The sequence below is a fragment of the Methylobacterium cerastii genome, from assembly GCF_022179125.1.
GTDB lineage: Bacteria > Pseudomonadota > Alphaproteobacteria > Rhizobiales > Beijerinckiaceae > Methylobacterium > Methylobacterium cerastii.
This window is the reverse complement of the sequence record NZ_BPQG01000032.1, coordinates 26,133-44,497: the sequence shown is the minus strand read 5'-3', so window position 1 is coordinate 44,497 and position 18,365 is coordinate 26,133. Positions and strand designations below refer to the sequence as shown.

At 70.8% G+C, this 18,365-nt stretch carries 14 protein-coding genes; 5 read left to right on the top strand and 9 right to left on the bottom strand.

What is annotated here, in order from left to right; genetic code table 11:
* Positions 1–35 precede the first annotated feature (35 nt).
* The 9 genes from MFF13_RS11150 to MFF13_RS11110 form a co-directional block, all read right to left on the bottom strand.
* Positions 36–1,424 (bottom strand): dihydrolipoyl dehydrogenase, encoded by a 1,389-nt coding sequence (locus MFF13_RS11150; RefSeq protein ID WP_238272194.1) that lies wholly within the window; start codon positions 1,422–1,424, stop codon positions 36–38.
* A gap of 136 nt (positions 1,425–1,560) precedes the next feature.
* The gene (locus MFF13_RS11145) at positions 1,561–3,138 is read right to left on the bottom strand and encodes a c-type cytochrome (RefSeq protein ID WP_238272193.1); all 1,578 of its coding nucleotides are present in this window, start codon (positions 3,136–3,138) and stop codon (positions 1,561–1,563) included.
* A 42-nt stretch (positions 3,139–3,180) separates the two neighbouring features.
* Positions 3,181–3,537, bottom strand: a complete 357-nt coding sequence (locus tag MFF13_RS11140; RefSeq protein WP_238272192.1) for a hypothetical protein — start codon at positions 3,535–3,537, stop codon at positions 3,181–3,183.
* Entirely contained in the window at positions 3,537–4,004 is a 468-nt protein-coding gene (locus tag MFF13_RS11135; RefSeq protein ID WP_147828060.1) for a TspO/MBR family protein, read from the bottom strand. The genes MFF13_RS11140 and MFF13_RS11135 overlap by 1 nt, the downstream gene beginning before the upstream one ends.
* 11 nt (positions 4,005–4,015) lie before the next feature.
* Positions 4,016–5,200, bottom strand: coding sequence for a geranylgeranyl diphosphate reductase (locus tag MFF13_RS11130; RefSeq protein WP_147828059.1), 1,185 nt, complete (start codon positions 5,198–5,200; stop codon positions 4,016–4,018).
* A gap of 73 nt (positions 5,201–5,273) precedes the next feature.
* The gene (locus MFF13_RS11125; RefSeq protein ID WP_147828058.1) at positions 5,274–6,641 is read right to left on the bottom strand and encodes a BCD family MFS transporter; all 1,368 of its coding nucleotides are present in this window, start codon (positions 6,639–6,641) and stop codon (positions 5,274–5,276) included.
* A complete protein-coding gene (chlG, locus tag MFF13_RS11120) occupies positions 6,641–7,522 on the bottom strand; it encodes a chlorophyll synthase ChlG (protein WP_147828057.1) in 882 nt (293 codons plus the stop codon). The genes MFF13_RS11125 and chlG overlap by 1 nt, the downstream gene beginning before the upstream one ends.
* A 228-nt stretch (positions 7,523–7,750) precedes the next feature.
* On the bottom strand, positions 7,751–9,199 hold the full coding sequence (ppsR, locus tag MFF13_RS11115; RefSeq protein ID WP_238272191.1) for a transcriptional regulator PpsR: 1,449 nt from the start codon (positions 9,197–9,199) through the stop codon (positions 7,751–7,753).
* Between the two features lie 35 nt (positions 9,200–9,234).
* Positions 9,235–10,122, bottom strand: coding sequence for a cobalamin B12-binding domain-containing protein (locus MFF13_RS11110; protein WP_238272190.1), 888 nt, complete (start codon positions 10,120–10,122; stop codon positions 9,235–9,237).
* 279 nt (positions 10,123–10,401) lie between these two features.
* Between MFF13_RS11110 and bchF the strand changes: the two genes are divergently transcribed.
* Genes bchF through bchL form a run of 5 tightly spaced genes read left to right on the top strand, consistent with a single transcriptional unit; the run spans position 10,402 to position 18,363 of the window.
* Positions 10,402–10,917: a 2-vinyl bacteriochlorophyllide hydratase gene (bchF, locus tag MFF13_RS11105; protein ID WP_147828056.1), complete on the top strand. Its 516-nt coding sequence runs from the start codon at positions 10,402–10,404 to the stop codon at positions 10,915–10,917.
* Positions 10,914–12,215 (top strand): ferredoxin:protochlorophyllide reductase (ATP-dependent) subunit N, encoded by a 1,302-nt coding sequence (locus MFF13_RS11100; protein WP_147763698.1) that lies wholly within the window; start codon positions 10,914–10,916, stop codon positions 12,213–12,215. The genes bchF and MFF13_RS11100 overlap by 4 nt, the downstream gene beginning before the upstream one ends.
* Before the next feature lie 4 nt (positions 12,216–12,219).
* Complete coding sequence (gene bchB, locus MFF13_RS11095; RefSeq protein ID WP_147828055.1) at positions 12,220–13,791, top strand: ferredoxin:protochlorophyllide reductase (ATP-dependent) subunit B; 1,572 nt, start codon at positions 12,220–12,222, stop codon at positions 13,789–13,791.
* Positions 13,766–17,473 carry a magnesium chelatase subunit H gene (locus tag MFF13_RS11090; RefSeq protein ID WP_238272189.1) on the top strand — a complete coding sequence of 1,236 codons (3,708 nt, stop codon included), beginning with the start codon at positions 13,766–13,768 and terminating at the stop codon, positions 17,471–17,473. The genes bchB and MFF13_RS11090 overlap by 26 nt, the downstream gene beginning before the upstream one ends.
* Positions 17,470–18,363: a ferredoxin:protochlorophyllide reductase (ATP-dependent) iron-sulfur ATP-binding protein gene (gene bchL / locus MFF13_RS11085; RefSeq protein ID WP_147752942.1), complete on the top strand. Its 894-nt coding sequence runs from the start codon at positions 17,470–17,472 to the stop codon at positions 18,361–18,363. Before MFF13_RS11090 ends, bchL begins: the two co-directional genes overlap by 4 nt.
* Positions 18,364–18,365 lie beyond the last annotated feature (2 nt).

The following is an 18,365-nucleotide window of genomic DNA, read 5'->3' as shown; positions in this document are numbered from 1 at the left end:
GACGCGTTCGAGCACGACGACGCCGCGCGATGCGATCAGCGCTCATGTCTTTGTATGAGATCAGACAATGCGCTCGCAAGCCCCTCTTCGACCGTGGGATGGTAGATCGGCCGCGCCCGCATCGCCTGGGCGGTCAGGCCATCGCCGATCGCGTGGACGAGGAGGTGCGCGAGGTGCTCGCAGGACGGCCCGAACATCTCGCCGCCAAGCAGGCGCCCGCTCCGATCCGCCCAGAGCCGGATGCCGCCGCGGTTGACGCCTTCGACCCGCGCCCGGCCCTGGTCGTCGAACCGCATCCCGCCGACGACGCAGTCCGCATCGGCATCGAACGCCGCCCCGACGCTCGCCGCCTGCGGATGGGTGAACACCATGGCGAGCGCCGGCAAGGGTTCCGGCGCTTCGAGGCTCGAGCCTGCGGCGAGCGCAGCGGCGTTCCGGCCGGCGATGCCGCCCTGGCGACTGGCCTCGTGCAGGACCGGCCGCACCGCGTTGGCGTCGCCCGCGATCAGGATCGGCGCGCCCGCGCAGAGGAGGGTTCGTGCGTCGAAGTCCGGCATGCCCGATTCGTCGAGGCGAAGGCCGACCTCCGCGAGCCCGAGGCCTTGCAGGTTGGGCGGCCGGCCGGCGGCGGAAAGCACCCGCGCGAAGGTCTGCGTGCGCCGGGCGCCGTCCGCCTCCGTCCACGTCAGCTCTGCGCCGCCGGCGACGGGCTCGGCCGCGACGAGTTCCGAACCGAGATGCAGGGTCATCTCCTCAGCGAAGATCGCGGCGGCCCGCTGCTGGAGGCTCGGCTCGCTCAGGCCGGCGAGGCCGAACCCGGTGTCGAACACGCTGACGGCCACGCCGAGCCGCGCCATCGCCTGGGCGATCTCGATGCCGACCGGGCCGCCGCCGACCACCGCCAGGGATTCCGCAAGGTCGGGAAGCTCGAACACCGTGTCGGTGGTCAGGACCGCGTCGCCGAGGCCCCGGAGCGGTTTCGGCACGCGCGGGCTCGACCCCGTCGCGATCACCGCGGAACGGAAGGCGACCCGGTGGCCTTCGCCGACCGCGAGCGTCCGGGCATCGAGGAAGCGAGCCTCGCCGGCCAGCCGCTTTGCCTTCGGGATGGCGTCGACCCCATCGAGCACCGCGGCGACGAAGCGGTCGCGCTCGGCCCGCACCCGCGCCATCACCGCGAGACCATCGATCGACACACCCGCAACCGCGACGCCGAACAGGCTCGCGTGCCGGGCGTCGTGGGCCGCCGCGGCCGCGGCGACGAGCAGCTTCGAGGGCATGCAGCCGACCCGCGCGCAAGTAGTGCCGCCCGGCCCGCGCTCGATCAGGACGGCGTGGGCGCCCGCCGCCTCGGCGGCTCGGAACGCGGCGAGCCCCGCGGTGCCGGCTCCGATCACCGCGACGTCACAGCTCTGGTGGGTCATGATCGTCCAACGGGCGGGATCGCGGGTCCGGGCGACGGGTCGAAATCCCCTCGGACCTCCCCTCGTCGGCGCGGGCGGCCCACGCCTCGAACCCTGCGTGGGTTCGAGGGCCGGCCCGCGACCGGTTGCCCGCCGCTCAGTTCGGCTTCGGCATCGCCGGGGCCGGCATGGTGCTGGCCTGCTTCTCGGGGTTCTTCAGCTGACTGTAGACGAGGTTGCTGAAGCTGCCGATGGTGGTGTGCCAAGGCAGCTTCACGTCGTCGGTATCAGGCTTCGCAGCCTTGCAGAACGCGGTCGTCAGGCCGTTGACGATGTCGTCGTCCCGCCCGGCGGGGAGCGCGGACTTGATCTTCGGCAGGAGCGCATCGATCCGCGGGATGAAGTCCTCCTGCTTGAGGCCCTTCAACTGCCCGATGGCGTCGGCGTCGGCCACGGCCTTCGCCACATCCGGCTGTTCGATCTCGGCGCAGGGCGCGTTGCCGGCGAGCATGGTGCTCGTCGCCTTGCGAGCGTCGGCCGCCACGCCGGACTTCAGGACGGGCGCACTGTTGCCCCAGGAGTTGCGGATGTAATCGGTCACGTCGGCGACCTGCTGGTCGGTCATGCCCTGGCCGATCGCCGTCATCGGCGCGTAGCCGCTCTGGGCGCCGAGCCCGCCGTAGATCACGCGCAGTACCGTCTCCGGGCCGGCCGACTGGACCGAGGTGTTGCCGGCGAGCGCCGGAATCGCGCCCTCGACACCCTTGCCGTCGGGCTGGTGGCAAGACGAGCAGTAGCTCAAGTAGACGCCGGCACCGGGTGCGCCCTTGGTGTCGAAGGCCTGGAGGTCCTTGGACTTGTACGTCTGCTTGGCCTGGTAGGTCCGCAGGTACGCGACCATCGCCTTCAGGTCGGCGTCGGTCATCTTCGAGAGCGATTCCTCGATGGTCTGGCGCATCGGGCCGGCCGCGACGCCGGGCTGGTTGCCCGGCGCCGTGCCGGTCTTGAGGTAGGTCACCACCTGCTCCTCGCTCCAGGAGCCGATGCCTTGGTGGTCGTCGGGGGTGATGTTCGGGGCGTACCAGCCATCGATGACGCCGCCGCCGAGCTTGCCGGCCAGGCTGCTGTTGCCGACGATCTTATTTTCGTTGTGACACATGCCGCAGTGGCCGAGCCCCTCGACGAGGTAGCCGCCGCGGTTGACCTCGGCGGTGGCCTTCGGGTCGGGCTTCCACTCGCCCGGCGTGAAGAAGGCGGTCCGCCAGGTGATCAGCGCGGTGCGGATGTTGAAGGGGAACGGGATCTCGTTGTCCTTGCGCGGCTCCTTCACCGGCTCGAGCGAGCGCAGGTACGCCCAGATCGCTTTCACGTCGTCGGTCGTGACCTTCGTGTACCAAGCAAAGGGGAAGGCCGGGTAGAGGTAGTGCCCCTCGTTGTCGATGCCCTCGTGCATCGCCTTCACGAAGTCCGCCTCCGTCCACTTGCCGAGGCCGGTCTCGTCGTCCGGCGTCAGGTTGGGGGTGCGGATCTTCCCGATCGGCGTGTTGAGAATGTAGTTGCCGGCCAATCGCTTGCCGCTCGGCCCCGTGTGACAGGCGACGCAATCGCCGGCGGTGACGAGGTACTCGCCGCGCTTGACCAGGTCCTGGTCCGCACCCTGGGCGAAGGCGTCGATCGGTACGGCGGAACCGAGCAGGAAACCGGAGGTTGCGGCCACAGCGAGGATGCGACGCATGATGCCCAATCTCCGATAGCCGCAATTGAGAAGCATAATAATTCAGCTTGGCGGTCGCGCGTTGAACGCACCCGCCGAGACGGAAGTTCCTGTCGCGCTGGCCTGTGCGGTGCGACCAAGCGTCAGGTGCTCGCGGCTGCGCAGGCGCGGCACGAGGTCCCCGAGATGTGCGACCAGCGATGCGAGCATCCAGCCCGCGACGACCGGCCACGGGGCCTGGACCAGGGCCGCCCGCACGGCGAGCATCAGCGCCACACCCGAACCGAGGTTGCACAGAAGCGCAAGCGGAGCCGGCCCACGGCCGGTCCGATGCCGCAGCGCGATCAGAACGATCGCTTCGATCGCCACGAGGACGAGGATCGCATCGACGATCCGTCCGCTCGCGAACCACGCCGCCATCATGCGGCTCCGAACGGGCCGTTGAGCCGGACGATCGCGCGGTTGAGGACGCCGGCCACCGCCACCCAGGCGAGATAGGGCGCGAGCAGCAGGGCCGCGAGCCCCGAGACCGGCAGCGTCACGGCGATCAGGGCGACCACGGAAAGCCAGAGCAGGACCAGCTCGAAGAACGCCCAGTCCGGCCGCTCCGCACGGAAGAACAGGGCGCTCCACGCGATGTTGAGGACGCTGTTGACGGCGTAGGCCGCGAGCAGCGCGACGCGCTGCGGCTCGTCGGCCTCGTTCCAGGCGATGACGGCGGAGACGACGCACAGGGTGAAGATCGTCGCCCAGACCGGCCCGAAGGCCCAGTCCGGCGGCTTCCAGGCCGGGTTGCGCAGGGCGCGGTACCAGGGGCCGGTGGTGGTCAGCACGCCGCCGGCCAGCGCCACCACGAGCGCGGACAGGGTGGCGACCGTGGCCGGCATCCAGACCTCGCTCAAGGCGAGACCCAGCGGAACAGGTGCGCCATGTCCTTGAAGAAGATCTTCACGTGGGCCATCGGCTTCTTTCGCACCAGCTCCTTGTTCATGTAGCTTTCCCAGGTGAGCTGCTGCACGTCCTTGTCGCGGCAGATCGAGACGAAGCGCTCCCTCAGGGCGTCGTTGCGGTACCAGACGGCCTGCATGATCCGCAGGATCAGGAACACGCGCCCGTGCAGCTTCATGAAGCGGCGGCGCGCCTGGGTGAGGGCGCGGACGTCGCCCGTGGTGAGGAACGCCTCGGCCGCCTCGGCCGCGAGACGTCCGCCGAGCATCGCGTAGTAGATGCCCTCGCCCGACGCCGGAGCGACGATGCCGGCGGCGTCCCCGGTCAGCAGCACGTCGCGCCCGTTATCCCACTTCTTGAGCGGCTTCAGCGGCAGCGGCGCGCCCTCGCGCCGGACCGTCTCGCCGGCCGCGAGCCCGGTCGACTCGCGCAGGTTCCGGATCGCGGTGCGGAGCGAGAAGCCCTTCTTGGCCGAGCCGGTCCCGATGCTGATCGTGTCGCCGTGCGGGAAGATCCAGGCGTAGAAGTCGGGCGAGTGCTTGCCCTGGTAGAACACGTCGCAGCGCGTGGCCGCGAAGCTCCCGCTGCCGTCCGCGGGCGGGCGGACGATCTCGTGATAGGCGAAGACCTGTTTCATCCCGGCATGGCCCGGGATCTCGGCCCGACCCACCGGCGAGGAGGCGCCGTCGGCGCCGATCACCAGCTTGGTCCGGACCGCGTGCGCCGCGTCGCCGACGCGGTAGTGGACCGTGGTCCCGTCGGCGTCGCGATCGATGCGCTCGTAGGTGCCGGCACGGTAGTCGGCGCCGGCGAGCGAGGCCCGGTCGCGCAGCCACGGATCGAAATGCTCGCGATCGACCATCCCGACGAAGCCGTCGCCGACCGGCATGTCGACGGCCGTGTCGGAGGGCGCGATCATCCGTGCGAGCTTGATGCGGGCGACGATCTGCGCGTCGGGGATGGCGAAGTCGCGAATCGCGCGCAGCGGGATCGCGCCGCCGCAGGGCTTGATCCGCCCGGGCTTGTCGAGGAGCAGCACGCTGCGCCCCATCCGGGCGAGGTCCGTGGCGGTGGTGGCGCCCGCAGGGCCACCGCCAACCACGACGCAATCGAAGAATTCGGCGGCCTCGGACATGCTGTGCTCCCTGGCGCGTTTTTCTGATGGACCCGGCGCGACGGCGCCCGAAGAGGTCAGGTCCGACATCGGCTTAGAAACGGGGTTCCAGCTGAAGCTTCAGCGTTCGCTCGCGCTGCCCACGCGGCACGCGCGTCGCGCCCGCATGCTCGATCCGCAGGGCGATCACGGTGGCGAGCACGAAGAGCAGCGCCTCGGCGAGGAAGACCGCGGCGTAGGCCTGCACCGCCTCGGGCGTGACGAGGCGCGCGAGGTCCACCGCGACCGTGCCGAGGAAGCCGCCCGCGCCGAAGGCCACGCCCTGCGCCGCGCCCCAGACGCCCATGCGGGTGCCGCGCTCGGCCTCGCCGCCGGCGCCCGCGAGCGCCATCATCGATCCGATCGCGGCGACCGCGAAGACGCCGTTGAACAGGCCGAGGCCGAACACCGCAGCGCGCAACGGGAAGTCCGGCCCCACGAGGCCGCCGGCGGCGATCCCGGCGAGCATCGCGCCGGAGCCGGCGCAGCCCAAAGCCGTCCAGAGCTTGAGCGAGCCGAGCCAGGGGCCGCCGACGCCCATGGTCAGCCCGGCGACCATCAGCATGCCGGCGAGCACACCGCCGTGCTGCAGACCGGCGAGCTTGGTGGTCGTGCCCGGCGTCATCGCGAAGACGAGGCCGGCGAAGGGTTCGAGGATCAGCTCCTGGGCGCTGTAGGCCAGCATCGCCACGAAGATGAACACGGTGAAGCGGCGCGAGGCCGGTTCGGCCCAGACCTTGGCGAGCACCGTCCGGAACGGCGCCTTGGCCGGGCCGGCGGGCTCCGCGCGCGCCGGCGCGGCGGCGGGCTCGACGCCGCGCACAGCCAGGCACGCGAGGACGAACGCCGCGAGGGAGACAGTGCCGGAGACCGCCACCAGCCGCGCCCCGGAGAACGGATCGAGGAAGTGCCCGGCGAGCGGCGCCGTGACCGCGAAACCGGCGATCATCATCACCCAGACGATCGTCGCCGCCGCGCCCCGGCGCCGGTCCTCGACGCCGGTGGCGAGAAGAACCAGGAGCGAGGTGCCGGCCGCGCCCGCGCCGATGCCGACGGAGAAGAAGGCCAGCACCGCGAGGGCGAGGCCGGCGAAAAGGTTGGTCTCGGCCAGCGCGGTCGCCACCGCGGCGAGGAAGCCGCCGAGCGCCAGCGCGGCCATGCCGCCGACGATCCAGGGGGTGCGGCGGCCGCCGAAGTCGGAGCCGTAGCCCCAGCGCGGGCGCAGCACTTGGACCGCGTAGTGGAGGGCGACAAGGGCGCCCGGCACGATCGCAGGCAGCGCCAGTTCCACCACCATCACCCGGTTGATGGTCGAGGTCATCAGCACCACGACCGCGCCGAGCGCGGTTTGGACCAGCCCTAGGCGGACGATCTGCATCCAGGAGAACCCGGATGACACCGTGGACGAGGACAAGGCGGCCATCACGGCACTCCCACGAGCGGACGGAGCGCGAAGGCGGCGACCAGCATGCCAAGCACGTAGAGGGTGGTGCCGGTGCCGTTGTACCAGGCGGCCTTCTCGCACGGCGCCGCGAGGAGGCGGCGCATCAGTGCGATCTGCCCAAGGAGCAGCATCGCGACGATCGCCGCGTGCCACCCGCGGCTCCAGGCGAAGAGGAACGCGATCACCGCTGCCTGCGGCACCGCCATCACCAGACAGGCGAAGCGGGCGGCCCCGGGGATGCCGAGCTGGACCGGAAGCGAGCGGATGCCGGTGAGGGTGTCGCCCTCCACCGACTTAAAGTCGTTCAGGGTCATGATGCCGTGGGCGCCGATCGAGTACAGGGCGGCGACGATCAGGACGCGGTGGTCGGGGACGGTGGCAGCCATGATGGCGGCGCCCGTGAACCAGGGCAGCCCCTCGTAGCAGATCGCCACCGCCGAGTTGCCCCACCAGCCGTTGCTCTTCAGGCGCATCGGCGGCGCGCTGTAGAGCCAGGCCAGGACGAGGCCGAAGATCGCAGCGCCGAGGATCCAGGGCCCGAGCGCGGCGGCGACGAGGAGCGACAGGCCGGTCCAGGCCGCGGCGACGTAGAGCCCCCAGCGCCCCGGCATGCGGCCGGAGGGAATCGGGCGGTTCGGTTCGTTGATGGCGTCGACGTGGCGGTCGTACCAGTCGTTGACCGCCTGGCTCGTGGCGCAGACCAACGGCCCGGCGAGGACGACGCCGGCCATGATCACCGGCCATTGCCCATGGGTCGGCTGCCCCGACGAGACCACGCCGCAGGCGAAGGCCCACATCGGCGCGAACCACGTGATCGGCTTGAGCAGTTCGACGAGTGCACTGGGAGCCGGTGTCGCCATGTCCGGAGGCTAGGTTTTCGGCACCCAAGGTGTCAAGCGAAGATGACAGATCGAACGGTCAAAGTTTTTGACACACCCGGCTGCGAAACGTTCCGCCGGACATCTCGTCCGTGCCTGGCGGTGTGGGTCGAGGGATTCGATCGACGCCGGCTTTCGTCGCCGAAGGCATGCTGCGGGAGGACGGTGACGTGCGCGCGGGCAACACGGTCGTCGTCCCGCATGCGAGGGTCAGGCTTCGGGAAAGTCCGGTCCGTCGAGGTCGCCGATGCCGTAGCGGCGCAGCTTGGCGTAGAGTCCCTGGCGGCTGAGCCCGAGCATCTCCGCGGCCGAGGCGCGGTTGTCGCGGGTGATCCGCAGGGCGGCCTCGATGCACAGGCGCTCGATCAAATCGGTGGTCTCGCGCACGAGATTCTTCATCGAGACGCGGCCGACGAGCTCGGTCATCTGCTCGACCGAGCGCGGCAGCTCGTGCGAGCCCGGCGCCGCGGCGGCCACGGCGCGGCGCGGGGTGCCGCGGATGGTGAAGCCGAGGCAGGGCGGCCGCGCGTTCGGCACGGCGACGGCGGCGACCTCGACCTCCTCGATGGAGCCGAGCACGCCGCGCAGGCCGGTGGCGAAGTGCCGGACCGAGCCGTGCTCGGCCAGCGTCGCGAACAGGGTGGCGGCTTCAGTCTCCTCGCGGCCGATCCAGCGGTCGATCAGCTCGCCGCGCGCCTGCTCCACGGTCGCGATCTGGGCGAGGTCGAGGAAGGCGCCGTTGGCGGTGAGGATGCGCCGCGACAGATCGGTGACGACGAACCCTTCGGGAATGCCCTCGATCACGTCGAGGAGCGGGCCGCGGACGCGCGCCGAATCGGCGCCGACGATGGCGGCGTCGCTAACGCGAAGCAGCACGCTCGCCGAGCTGCCCTGTCGGAACAAAGAGGCCGAGATCCGCGCCGGCCCACGGCTGCCGCCAAGCCGGGCCTCGAGGTCCTCGGCCTTGCCGGTGGCGCGCAGGCCGGCGAACAGCAGCTCGATCTCACGCGCGCTCGCCGCCTCGAACAGCTCGACCACGTCCTGCCCGAGGATCCGCTTCTCGGGGCGGCCGACGAGCCGGACGGCGGCGGGATTGATCTCGGTGACCCGGCGGGTGGCCGCGTCGACCACGAGCACCGGCTCGCTGCCGAGCTGGAACAGCATGCGGTAGCGGGTCTCGGCGCCGCGCAGGCGGAGGTAGTCGCGCTCCAGCGCCTGCTGGGTCTCGACGAGCTTGCGCTGCAGCGAGGCCATGGCGAGGAGGTTGCGGCCGATGGCGATGATCGAGCCGTCCGAGCCCAACCGCATCGCGGCGTAGCGAATCGGCAGATCCTCGCCGGAGACGGAAGGGTGGTTGACCTGGCGCCAGCGGGTCACGCCGTCCGGCGCCGCATCGCGCATCAGCGCGTCGATCTTCGGCCGGCTCTCGACGGTGACGGTGTCGATCCACCGCCGTCCGAGCCAGGTGTCACAGCCCTGGCCCGCAAGATCCGGCGCAGCGAAGGCCGCGTCGCGGATGATGCCATCCGCGTCGACGACCAACGACAGGTCCGTCGCAGCCGCAACGAGAAGACCCGCCGCCTCTCCGCCGAGGGCCGCCAGGGTCTTGCTCAGGGCTGCGGAGGGGTTCTGCGCAGCGTGGGTGGCCAAGCTGGTCAAGTCTCACCGCTTCGTGAAGTCGCCGATCAGGTCTTTCAGCAGGCTCCCGCCCTCATATCAAGCATGAACTCGGCTGCAGCCACAGCTCGGCGTGCATCCGACGCCGTCGCATCCGCGCCGACTTGCTCGATATGGCCGGGATTGTCGATGAAGATCGGGCCGCCGACGAGGATCCGGACGCCGGGATTGAACGAGACGCGCCGAAGTTCGAGGACGGTCTTGGTCAAGGTCGGCAGAAGGACCTCACAGCCGAGCGAGAGGCCGATCACGTCGAACCATGCGGTCCGCGCCTGGTTCAGGATCTCGCCCACCGGCGCCAGCGCCGTGCTCGTCACGTCCCAGCCCGCGTCGCGGAAGAACTGCTCGATCATCGAAAGGCCGAACATGTGGGTCTCGCCGGGGCAGAGGCTCAGCAGGATGCTGTGCCCGTCCCGGTGCCCTCCGGTTTCGCCGCCGTAGCGGCGCGAGAGGTCGTGCATGATCCGCTGCAGGCGGCCCATCGCGATCGTCAGTTCCGCGAAATCGCAGAGATCCTCCTCCCACAACACGCCGAGATGCCGCGCCGTCGGCGCCAGCAGGTCGAGGAGGAGGCTGTCGAGGGCGAGCCCGTCGTCGACGAGGGCGGCGATCCGCGCCTCCACCACTTCGCCGGCCGGCGCCAGCACGAGGGAGGCGAACGCCTCGATGTCCTCGGCCGTCGGCTTCCGCGGCCCGGGGCCGCGGGTCGACGCCTCCATCCGGTGGGCAAGCATCAGGCGGGGAATGATCTCGGCCTCGACGACGCGGGACAGGTGACCGTGCCAGCGATCGGAGAGCTGCTGCCGGCGAGGCGGCGCCCGTTCGTCGATCTCGCAGGCCGAAGCCATCTCGCGTGCGAGGGCCAGGATGGCGTTTCGCCCCTCGGAGCGCCTCAAGTCATCCATTGGCCCTCTCCAATGTCGCTGACGGCTTAATTGTCTTTACAACTCAGCATGGCCGGGCCTGGAAATCCCCGCGCTGTCGCCCTCTTCGGGACGACTTGACCTAGACGATACCCTTTCGAGCCGACTTGGCAATGGTCAATTCGAACCAGAATGCTTCGATGTCATTGTCATTTGGATTTGACGTAAAGCGCGCTTGACACTTTTGGGCACGGTTTCTAGGCTTCACCCCAAGCCGCTCCTTCGAGAGGCGGCCGGCCGCAGCAGGGATGGGGTGAGGCGATGGGTCCGACGGACCGGACGACACGACCACCACTCTACACGCCGGCCGAGCGCGCCCGGCGCGACGCCAGCCGCTGGACCCTGGTCCAGGGCCTTCTCGCCCCGCTTCAATTCCTCGTGTTCCTCATCAGCCTCGGGCTCGTCCTGCGGACGCTGGCCACCGGCGAGGGCGCGGTCGCCGCCAACCTCTCGGTGCTGGCCAAGACGGGGCTGCTCTACGCGATCATGGTCACCGGCTCGATCTGGGAGAAGGCCGTGTTCGGCCGCTACCTGTTCGCCCCGGCCTTCTACTGGGAGGACGTGGTCAGCATGCTGGTGCTGGCCCTGCACACCGCCTACCTCGCCGCCCTCACGCTGGGCCTCATGGGCACCACCGGGCTGATGTGGCTGGCGCTCGCGGCCTACGCCTCCTACGCGGTCAACGCGACGCAATTCCTGCTCAAGCTCCGGGCCGCGCGGCTCCAGGCCCGGCCGTATCCGCGCCCCGTCGGCGGCACCGCGATGGTGGCGCGATGAACGCGCCCTTCCTCCCGCCGAGGGCCGCGACGGCGCCCGTCGAGGCCGGCTGCGGCGACGTCACGATCCGGCAAGAGCGCGGCCAGCGCGCAGTGTTCTGCGGGCTGACCGGTATCGTCTGGCTGCATCGCAAGATTCAGGACGCGTTCTTCCTCGTGGTCGGCTCGCGCACCTGCGCCCACCTGATCCAGTCGGCCGCCGGCGTGATGATCTTCGCCGAGCCGCGCTTCGCCACCGCGATCATCGACGAGCGCGACCTCGCCGGCATCGCCGACATGAACGAGGAGCTCGACCGGGTGGTGCGCCGCCTGATCGAGCGCCGGCCCGACATCCGGCTGCTGTTCCTCGTGGGCTCGTGCCCCTCCGAGGTGATCAAGCTCGACCTCGGCCGCGCGGCGCAGCGCCTCTCCACCACCTTCTCGCCTGACGTGCGGGTGCTGAGCTATTCCGGCAGCGGCATCGAGACCACGTTCACGCAGGGCGAGGATGCGTGCCTGGCGGCCCTCGTCCCCGAGATGCCGCGGGCGGAAGCCGACGCCGCCCCGGCGCTGCTGGTGGCGGGCGCCCTCGCCGACGTGGTCGAGGACCAGTTCCTCCGCATCTTCTCCGAGCTCGGGATCGGACCGGTCGCGTTCCTGCCGGCGCGGCGCGCGGGCCAGCTGCCGGGCGTCGGGCCGAACACCCGCTACCTGCTCGCCCAACCCTTCCTCACCGACACGGCCAAGGCGCTCGAGGCCCGCGGCGCGACGCGCCTGCCGGCGCCGTTCCCGCTCGGGGTCGAGGGCACGACGCGTTGGCTCAAGGCTGCCGCCGACGCGTTCGACGTGCCGGAGGCCCGCTTCGAGGCGGCGACCGCGCCGGGCCGGGCCCGCGCCGGGCGCGCCCTGGAGCACCACCGCGAGAAGCTTGCGGGCAAGCGCGTGTTCTTCTTTCCCGATTCGCAGCTCGAGGTGCCGCTCGCGCGGTTCCTATCGCGCGAGATGGGGATGGGCCTGTGCGAGGTCGGCACGCCCTACCTGCACCGCGGGCATCTGGCCGAAGACCTCGCCCTGCTGCCGGACGGCACGCAGATCGTCGAGGGCCAGAGCCTCGACGAGCAGATGGACCGGGCCCGCGTCGCGAAGCCCGACCTGACGGTCTGCGGCCTCGGCCTCGCCAACCCGCTGGAGGCGGAAGGGCTCGCCACCAAGTGGTCGATCGAGCTGCTGTTCACGCCGATCCAGGGGTACGACCAGGCCGGCGACCTCGCCGAGCTGTTCGCGCGCCCGCTCGTGCGCCGCACCCGGCTGGAGGTCTGAGGCGATGCAGCTCACCCTCTGGACCTACGAAGGACCACCGCATATCGGCGCCATGCGGGTCGCCACCGCGATGGAGGGGCTGCACTACGTCCTGCACGCGCCGCAGGGCGACACCTATGCCGACCTGCTGTTCACGATGATCGAGCGGCGCGACGCCCGCCCGCCGGTCACCTACACCACCTTCCAGGCCCGCGACCTCGGCTCCGACACCGCCGAGATCTTCAAGAACGCGGCGTCCGCCGCCTACGAGCGCTTCAAGCCGCAGGCGATGATCGTCGGCGCCTCGTGCACGGCGGAGCTGATCCAGGACGATCCGGGCGGCCTCGCCAAGGCGCTGAACCTGCCGATCCCGGTGATCGCGCTGGAGCTGCCGGCCTACCAGAAGAAAGAGAACTGGGGCGCCTCCGAGACCTTCTACCGGCTGGTGCGCGGGCTGTCCGGCTCGCCGTCCACGGAGCCGAAGCCGGAGGGCCGGCGCCCGTCCTGCAACATCCTCGGGCCGACGGCGCTGGGCTTCCGCCACCGCGACGACCTCACCGAGATCACCGGCCTGCTCGGACGGCTCGGCGTCGCCGTCAACGTGGTGGCGCCGATGGGCGCGAGCCCCGCCGACCTCGGACGCCTGAAGGACGCCGACTTCAACGTCGTGCTCTACCCGGAAATCGCCAAGGCCGCTGCGCTTCACCTGCAGAAGACCTTCGGCCAGCCGATGGTCGAGACGGTGCCGATCGGCGTCGGCGCGACGATCCGGTTCGTCGAGGAGGTCGCGGCCTTGGCCGGCGTCGATCCCGGCCCGGTGCTCGCCGGGGCGCCGTCGCGGGCGCCCTGGTATTCGCGCTCGGTCGATTCGACCTACCTCACCGGCAAGCGGGTCTTCATCTTCGGCGACGCGACCCATGCGATCGCCGCCGCCCGCGTCGCCAAGGCCGAGCTCGGCTTCCAGGTCGTGGGCCTCGGCACCTACGGCCGGGAGTTCGCCCGCGAGGTCCGCGCCGAGGCGGCGCTCCACGGGATCGAGGCGCTGATCTGCGACGACTACCTCGACGTCGAGGCGGCGATCCAGGCGGCCGGCCCCGAGCTGGTGCTCGGCACCCAGATGGAACGCCACATCGCCAAGCGGCTCGGGCTGCCCTGCGCGGTGATTTCGGCGCCGATCCACGTCCAGGACTTCCCGGCGCGCTACTCGCCGCAGATGGGCTTCGAGGGCGCGAACGTCCTGTTCGACACCTGGGTCCACCCGCTGATGATGGGCCTGGAGGAGCACCTGCTCGGGATGTTCCGCGAGGACCCCGAATTCAACGACCGCGCGCCCTCGCATCTCGGCGGCAAGGCGCCCGCCAAGGCATCCGCGCCGCCCGCCATCGCCACCGCCCCCGTCACCGCGGCGACGCTCGCTCCGCCGTCCGCTCCGACGACTCCGACCTGGGCCACGGAGGCCGAGAAGGAGCTGAAGAAGATCCCGTTCTTCGTCCGAGGAAAAGCCCGAACCAACACGGAAACCTTCGCCAGGGAGCGGGCGCTGCCGCTCATCACCGTCGAGACCTTGTACGATGCAAAAGCGCATTTCGGCCGCTGAACGGCCCGAACTCCGCATCGTCATCGTGACGATGGACAACCACATGGCGAGTGCCCTTGAGCGCGCCCGCCTGCGCCTGCGCAGCGAGATGCCGGGGCTCACCCTCGACTTCCACGCCGCCGCCGAGTGGGACACCTCGCCCGCGAGCCTCGCCGACTGCAAGGCCGACATCGGCCGGGCCGACATCGTGCTCTCGACGATGCTGTTCATGGACGAGCACGTCCGCGCCGTGCTGCCAGCTTTGCTGGCCCGGCGCCCGCATTGCGATGCGATGATCGGCTGCCTCTCGGCCGGCGAGGTGGTGAAGACCACCCGCCTCAACCGCTTCGACATGGACGGCACCAAGCGCGGCGCCCTCGACTTCCTGAAGAAGCTGCGCGGCAAGCCCGGCGCCCAGGGCAACGGCGCCCGCCAGATGGCGATGATCCGCAAGCTGCCGAAGATCCTGCGCTTCATCCCCGGCTCGGCGCAGGACGTGCGCGCCTACTTCCTTACCCTGCAATACTGGCTCTCGGGCTCGGACGAGAACATCGCCAACCTGGTACGCTTCCTGGTCGGGCGTTACGCCGCCGGCCCGCGCCTCGCTTGGCGCGAAATCGCCGCCGCGCCGAGCCCCCTGAGCTACCCCGAGACCGGCCTCTACCACCCGCGCATGAAGGGCCGCATCGGCGAATCGCTCGCCGCGCTGCCGGTTCCCAAAGGGCCCGCCAAGGGCCGCGTCGGCCTCCTGGTGATGCGCTCCTACGTGCTCGCCGGGAACACCGCCCACTACGACGGCGTGATCGCGGCGCTCGAAGGCCGCGGCCTCGCGGTGGTGCCGGCCTTCGCCTCGGGCCTCGACAACCGCCCGGCGGTGGACGCCTTCTTCCGCCGCGACGGTCGCCCGGCCATCGACGCGCTGGTCTCGCTCACCGGCTTCTCGCTGGTCGGCGGCCCCGCCTACAACGACGCGGCGGCGGCCGAGACGGCGCTCGCCGACCTCGACGTGCCCTACCTCGCCGCCCACGCGCTGGAGTTCCAGACCCTGGAGCAGTGGGAAGGCTCCGACCGCGGCCTCTCGCCGGTCGAGGCGACGATGATGGTCGCGATCCCCGAGCTCGACGGCGCCACCGCGCCGATGGTGTTCGGCGGCCGCTCCGGCGCGTCGATGGGCGAGAACGCCCGCGACATGCGCGTCCACCCCGAGCGCGCCGACATGCTCGCCGCCCGCATCGAGCGCCTGGTGACCCTGCGGCGGACCGCGCGGGCCGAGCGCAAGGTGGCGATCGTGCTGTTCGGCTTCCCGCCGAACGCCGGCTCGATCGGCACGGCGGCGTTCCTCTCGGTCTACCAATCCCTGCACAACACCCTGACCGCGATGAAGGCCGACGGCTACGAGGTGGAAGTCCCAGCCAGCGTCGACGACCTGCGCAACGCGGTGCTCGCCGGAAACTCCGCCCGCTACGGCACGCCGGCCAACGTCCACCACCGCATCCCCGCCGAGGAGCACGTCCGCCGCGAGCGCCACCTGTCCGAGATCGAGGCGCAATGGGGTCCCGCCCCGGGCCGCCAGAACAGCAACGGCTCGGTGCTGTTCGTCCTCGGGGCGCAGTTCGGCAACGTCTTCGTCGGCGTGCAGCCGGGCTTCGGCTACGAGGGCGACCCGATGCGCCTGCTGTTCGAGCGGGGCTTCGCGCCGACCCACGCCTTCTCGGCCTTCTACCGCTACCTCCGCGACGACTTCCGCGCCGACGCGGTGCTGCATTTCGGCACCCACGGCGCACTCGAGTTCATGCCCGGCAAGCAGACCGGCCTGTCGGAAGCCTGTTGGCCGGAGCGGCTGATCGGGCCGCTGCCGAACGTCTACCTCTACGCCGCCAACAACCCCTCCGAGGGGATGATCGCCAAGCGGCGCTCGGCGGCGACCCTGGTCAGCTACCTGACCCCGAGCCTCGCCCAGGCCGGCCTCTACCGCGGGCTGATCGACCTCAAGGCGTCGATCGAGCGCTGGCGCGCCCTGGAGCCGGAGGCGGAAGCCGAGCGGCGCGACCTCGGCCAGCTCGTCCAGGCCCAGGCCGCCGCCCTCGACCTCACCCAGGCCGAGCCGGCCTGGGACGACCTCGCCGCCCGCATCCAGGCGCTCGGCCAAGCGGTCTACGAGCTCGAGCACACGTTGATCCCGCACGGCATGCACGTGGTCGGGAAGGGCACCCCGGCAAAGGAGCGGGTCGACCTGCTGCTGGCTTTGGCCGAAGCCTCCGCCGGCCTCGTGCCGGAGCGGGCCGGGATCGTCGCCCTGGTGGCCGGCGAGGGGGTCGACGCGGCCCTGGCCGCCGCGGGCCTGCCCCTCGACGAGACCCATCGCGCCGCCTTCCGCTCGCTGTCCGAGACCGACGCGCTGCTGGCGAAGGACCACGAGGTCGCGGGCCTGCTCAAGGCGCTCGATGGGCGCTTCATCGCGCCTGTGGCCGGCGGCGACCTCTTGCGCAACCCGGCCGTGCTGCCGACCGGGCGCAACCTCCACGGCTTCGATCCCTACCGCCTGCCGTCCGCCTTCGCGGTCGCGGACGGCGCGCGGCAGGTTGCCCGGATCCTCGCCCGCCACCGCGACGAGGGCGCAGCCCTGCCCGAGAGCGTCGCCCTGGTGCTGTGGGGGACCGACAACCTGAAGAGCGAAGGCGGCCCGATCGCCCAGGCTCTGGCCCTCATCGGCGCGACGCCCCGCTTCGACGGCTACGGCCGGCTCTGCGGCGCCACCCTGATCCCGCTGGAGACCCTCGGCCGCCCGCGCATCGACGTGGTCGTGACCCTGTCCGGCATCTTCCGCGACCTGCTGCCCTTGCAGACGAAGCTCCTGGCCGAGGCCTCTTACCTCGCCGCCACCGCCGACGAGCCGGTGGAGAGCAACTTCGTGCGCAAGCACGCCCTGGCGCACCAGGCCGAGCACGGCATCGACATCGAGACCGCGGCGCTCCGGGTGTTCTCGAACGCCGAGGGCACCTACGGCGCCAACGTCAACGGGCTGGTCGAATCCGGCCGCTGGGAGGACGAGGACGAGATCGCCGAGACCTTCTCGCGCCGCAAAAGCTTCGCCTACGGCCGCACCGGCCAGCCGGCGCCCCAGCGCGCGCTGATGCGCAGCGTCCTGGCCAAGGTCGACCTCGCCTACCAGAACCTCGATTCGGTCGAGGTCGGGGTCACGAGCGTCGACCATTACTTCGACGGGCTCGGCGGCATGGGCCGGGCGGTGGCGGAGGCCCGCGGCGCCGCGGTGCCGATCTTCATCAGCGACCAGACCCGCGGCGAGGGCACCGTGCGCTCGCTCTCCGAGCAGGTCTCGCTCGAGACCCGCACCCGCATGCTCAACCCGAAATGGACCGAGGGCATGCTCGGGCACGGCTACGAGGGCGTGCGCCAGATCGAGGCGCACCTCACCAACACCATGGGCTGGTCGGCGACGAGCGACGGCGTCGCCCCGTGGATCTACCAGCGCATCACCGAGACCTACGTCCTCGACCCCGCCATGCGCGAGCGCATGGCCGCCCTCAACCCGACCGCCTCGGCCAAAGTCGCACACCGGCTGATCGAGGCGCATCAACGCGGCTTCTGGACTCCCGACGCGGAGACGCGCGACGCGCTCGCCCGCGCCGAGGAGGAACTCGAGGACCGTCTCGAAGGCATCACCGCGGAGGTTGCGGCATGAACATCGCCATCAGGAATCCCATCGCCGCCCGCCGCGAGCCGGAAGGCAGCGTCCAGGTCTCGCTGGACGTCGCCATCGGCACGACCGCGAAGGTCTTCGCGGTCTACGGCAAGGGCGGCATCGGCAAGTCGACGACCTCGTCGAACCTGTCGGTCGCCTTCTCGAAGCTCGGCAAGCGGGTGCTGCAGATCGGCTGCGATCCGAAGCACGACTCGACCTTCACGCTGACCAAGCGCCTCGCACCTACCGTGATCGATGCCCTGGAGGCGGTGCAGTTCCACTCCGAGGAGCTGCGCGTCGAGGACTTCGTGGCCGAAGGCTACAACGGCGTGATGTGCGTCGAGGCCGGCGGCCCGCCGGCCGGCACCGGCTGCGGCGGCTACGTCGTCGGCCAGACGGTGAAGCTCCTCAAGGAGCATCACCTCCTGGAGGACACCGACGTGGTGATCTTCGACGTGCTCGGCGACGTGGTCTGCGGCGGCTTCGCCTCGCCGCTCCAGCACGCCGAGCAGGCGCTGGTCGTCACCGCCAACGACTTCGACTCGATCTTCGCCATGAACCGCATCGTCGCGGCGATCCACGCCAAGGCGAAGAACTACCCCGTGCGGCTCGGCGGCGTCATCGCCAACCGCTCGGCCAAGACCGACGAGATCGACCGCTTCAACGCCGCCGTCGGCCTGGAGCGCATCGCCCACTTCCCCGACCTCGACGTCGTCCGCCGGTCCCGGCTCAAGAAGCGGACCCTGTTCGAGATGGACCCGACGCCGGAACTCGAGGCCGTGACCACCGAGTACATGCGGCTGGCCGCCTACCTCTATGCCGGCGGCAAGCCGCTCTCCGCGATCCCGATGAAGGACCGCGACCTCTTCGAGTTCCTCGGGTTCGACTAGGG

Coding starts and splice junctions, on each gene's coding strand:
- bchB (WP_147828055.1), top strand. CDS start 12,220: ATGCAGCTCACCCTCTGGACCTACGAAGGACCACCGCATATCGGCGCC.
- MFF13_RS11125 (WP_147828058.1), bottom strand. CDS start 6,641: ATGGCCGCCTTGTCCTCGTCCACGGTGTCATCCGGGTTCTCCTGGATG.
- bchF (WP_147828056.1), top strand. CDS start 10,402: ATGGGTCCGACGGACCGGACGACACGACCACCACTCTACACGCCGGCC.
- MFF13_RS11145 (WP_238272193.1), bottom strand. CDS start 3,138: ATGCGTCGCATCCTCGCTGTGGCCGCAACCTCCGGTTTCCTGCTCGGT.
- MFF13_RS11110 (WP_238272190.1), bottom strand. CDS start 10,122: ATGGATGACTTGAGGCGCTCCGAGGGGCGAAACGCCATCCTGGCCCTC.
- bchL (WP_147752942.1), top strand. CDS start 17,470: ATGAACATCGCCATCAGGAATCCCATCGCCGCCCGCCGCGAGCCGGAA.
- MFF13_RS11140 (WP_238272192.1), bottom strand. CDS start 3,537: ATGGCGGCGTGGTTCGCGAGCGGACGGATCGTCGATGCGATCCTCGTC.
- chlG (WP_147828057.1), bottom strand. CDS start 7,522: ATGGCGACACCGGCTCCCAGTGCACTCGTCGAACTGCTCAAGCCGATC.
- MFF13_RS11100 (WP_147763698.1), top strand. CDS start 10,914: ATGAACGCGCCCTTCCTCCCGCCGAGGGCCGCGACGGCGCCCGTCGAG.
- MFF13_RS11130 (WP_147828059.1), bottom strand. CDS start 5,200: ATGTCCGAGGCCGCCGAATTCTTCGATTGCGTCGTGGTTGGCGGTGGC.
- MFF13_RS11090 (WP_238272189.1), top strand. CDS start 13,766: ATGCAAAAGCGCATTTCGGCCGCTGAACGGCCCGAACTCCGCATCGTC.
- MFF13_RS11150 (WP_238272194.1), bottom strand. CDS start 1,424: ATGACCCACCAGAGCTGTGACGTCGCGGTGATCGGAGCCGGCACCGCG.
- MFF13_RS11135 (WP_147828060.1), bottom strand. CDS start 4,004: ATGCCGGCCACGGTCGCCACCCTGTCCGCGCTCGTGGTGGCGCTGGCC.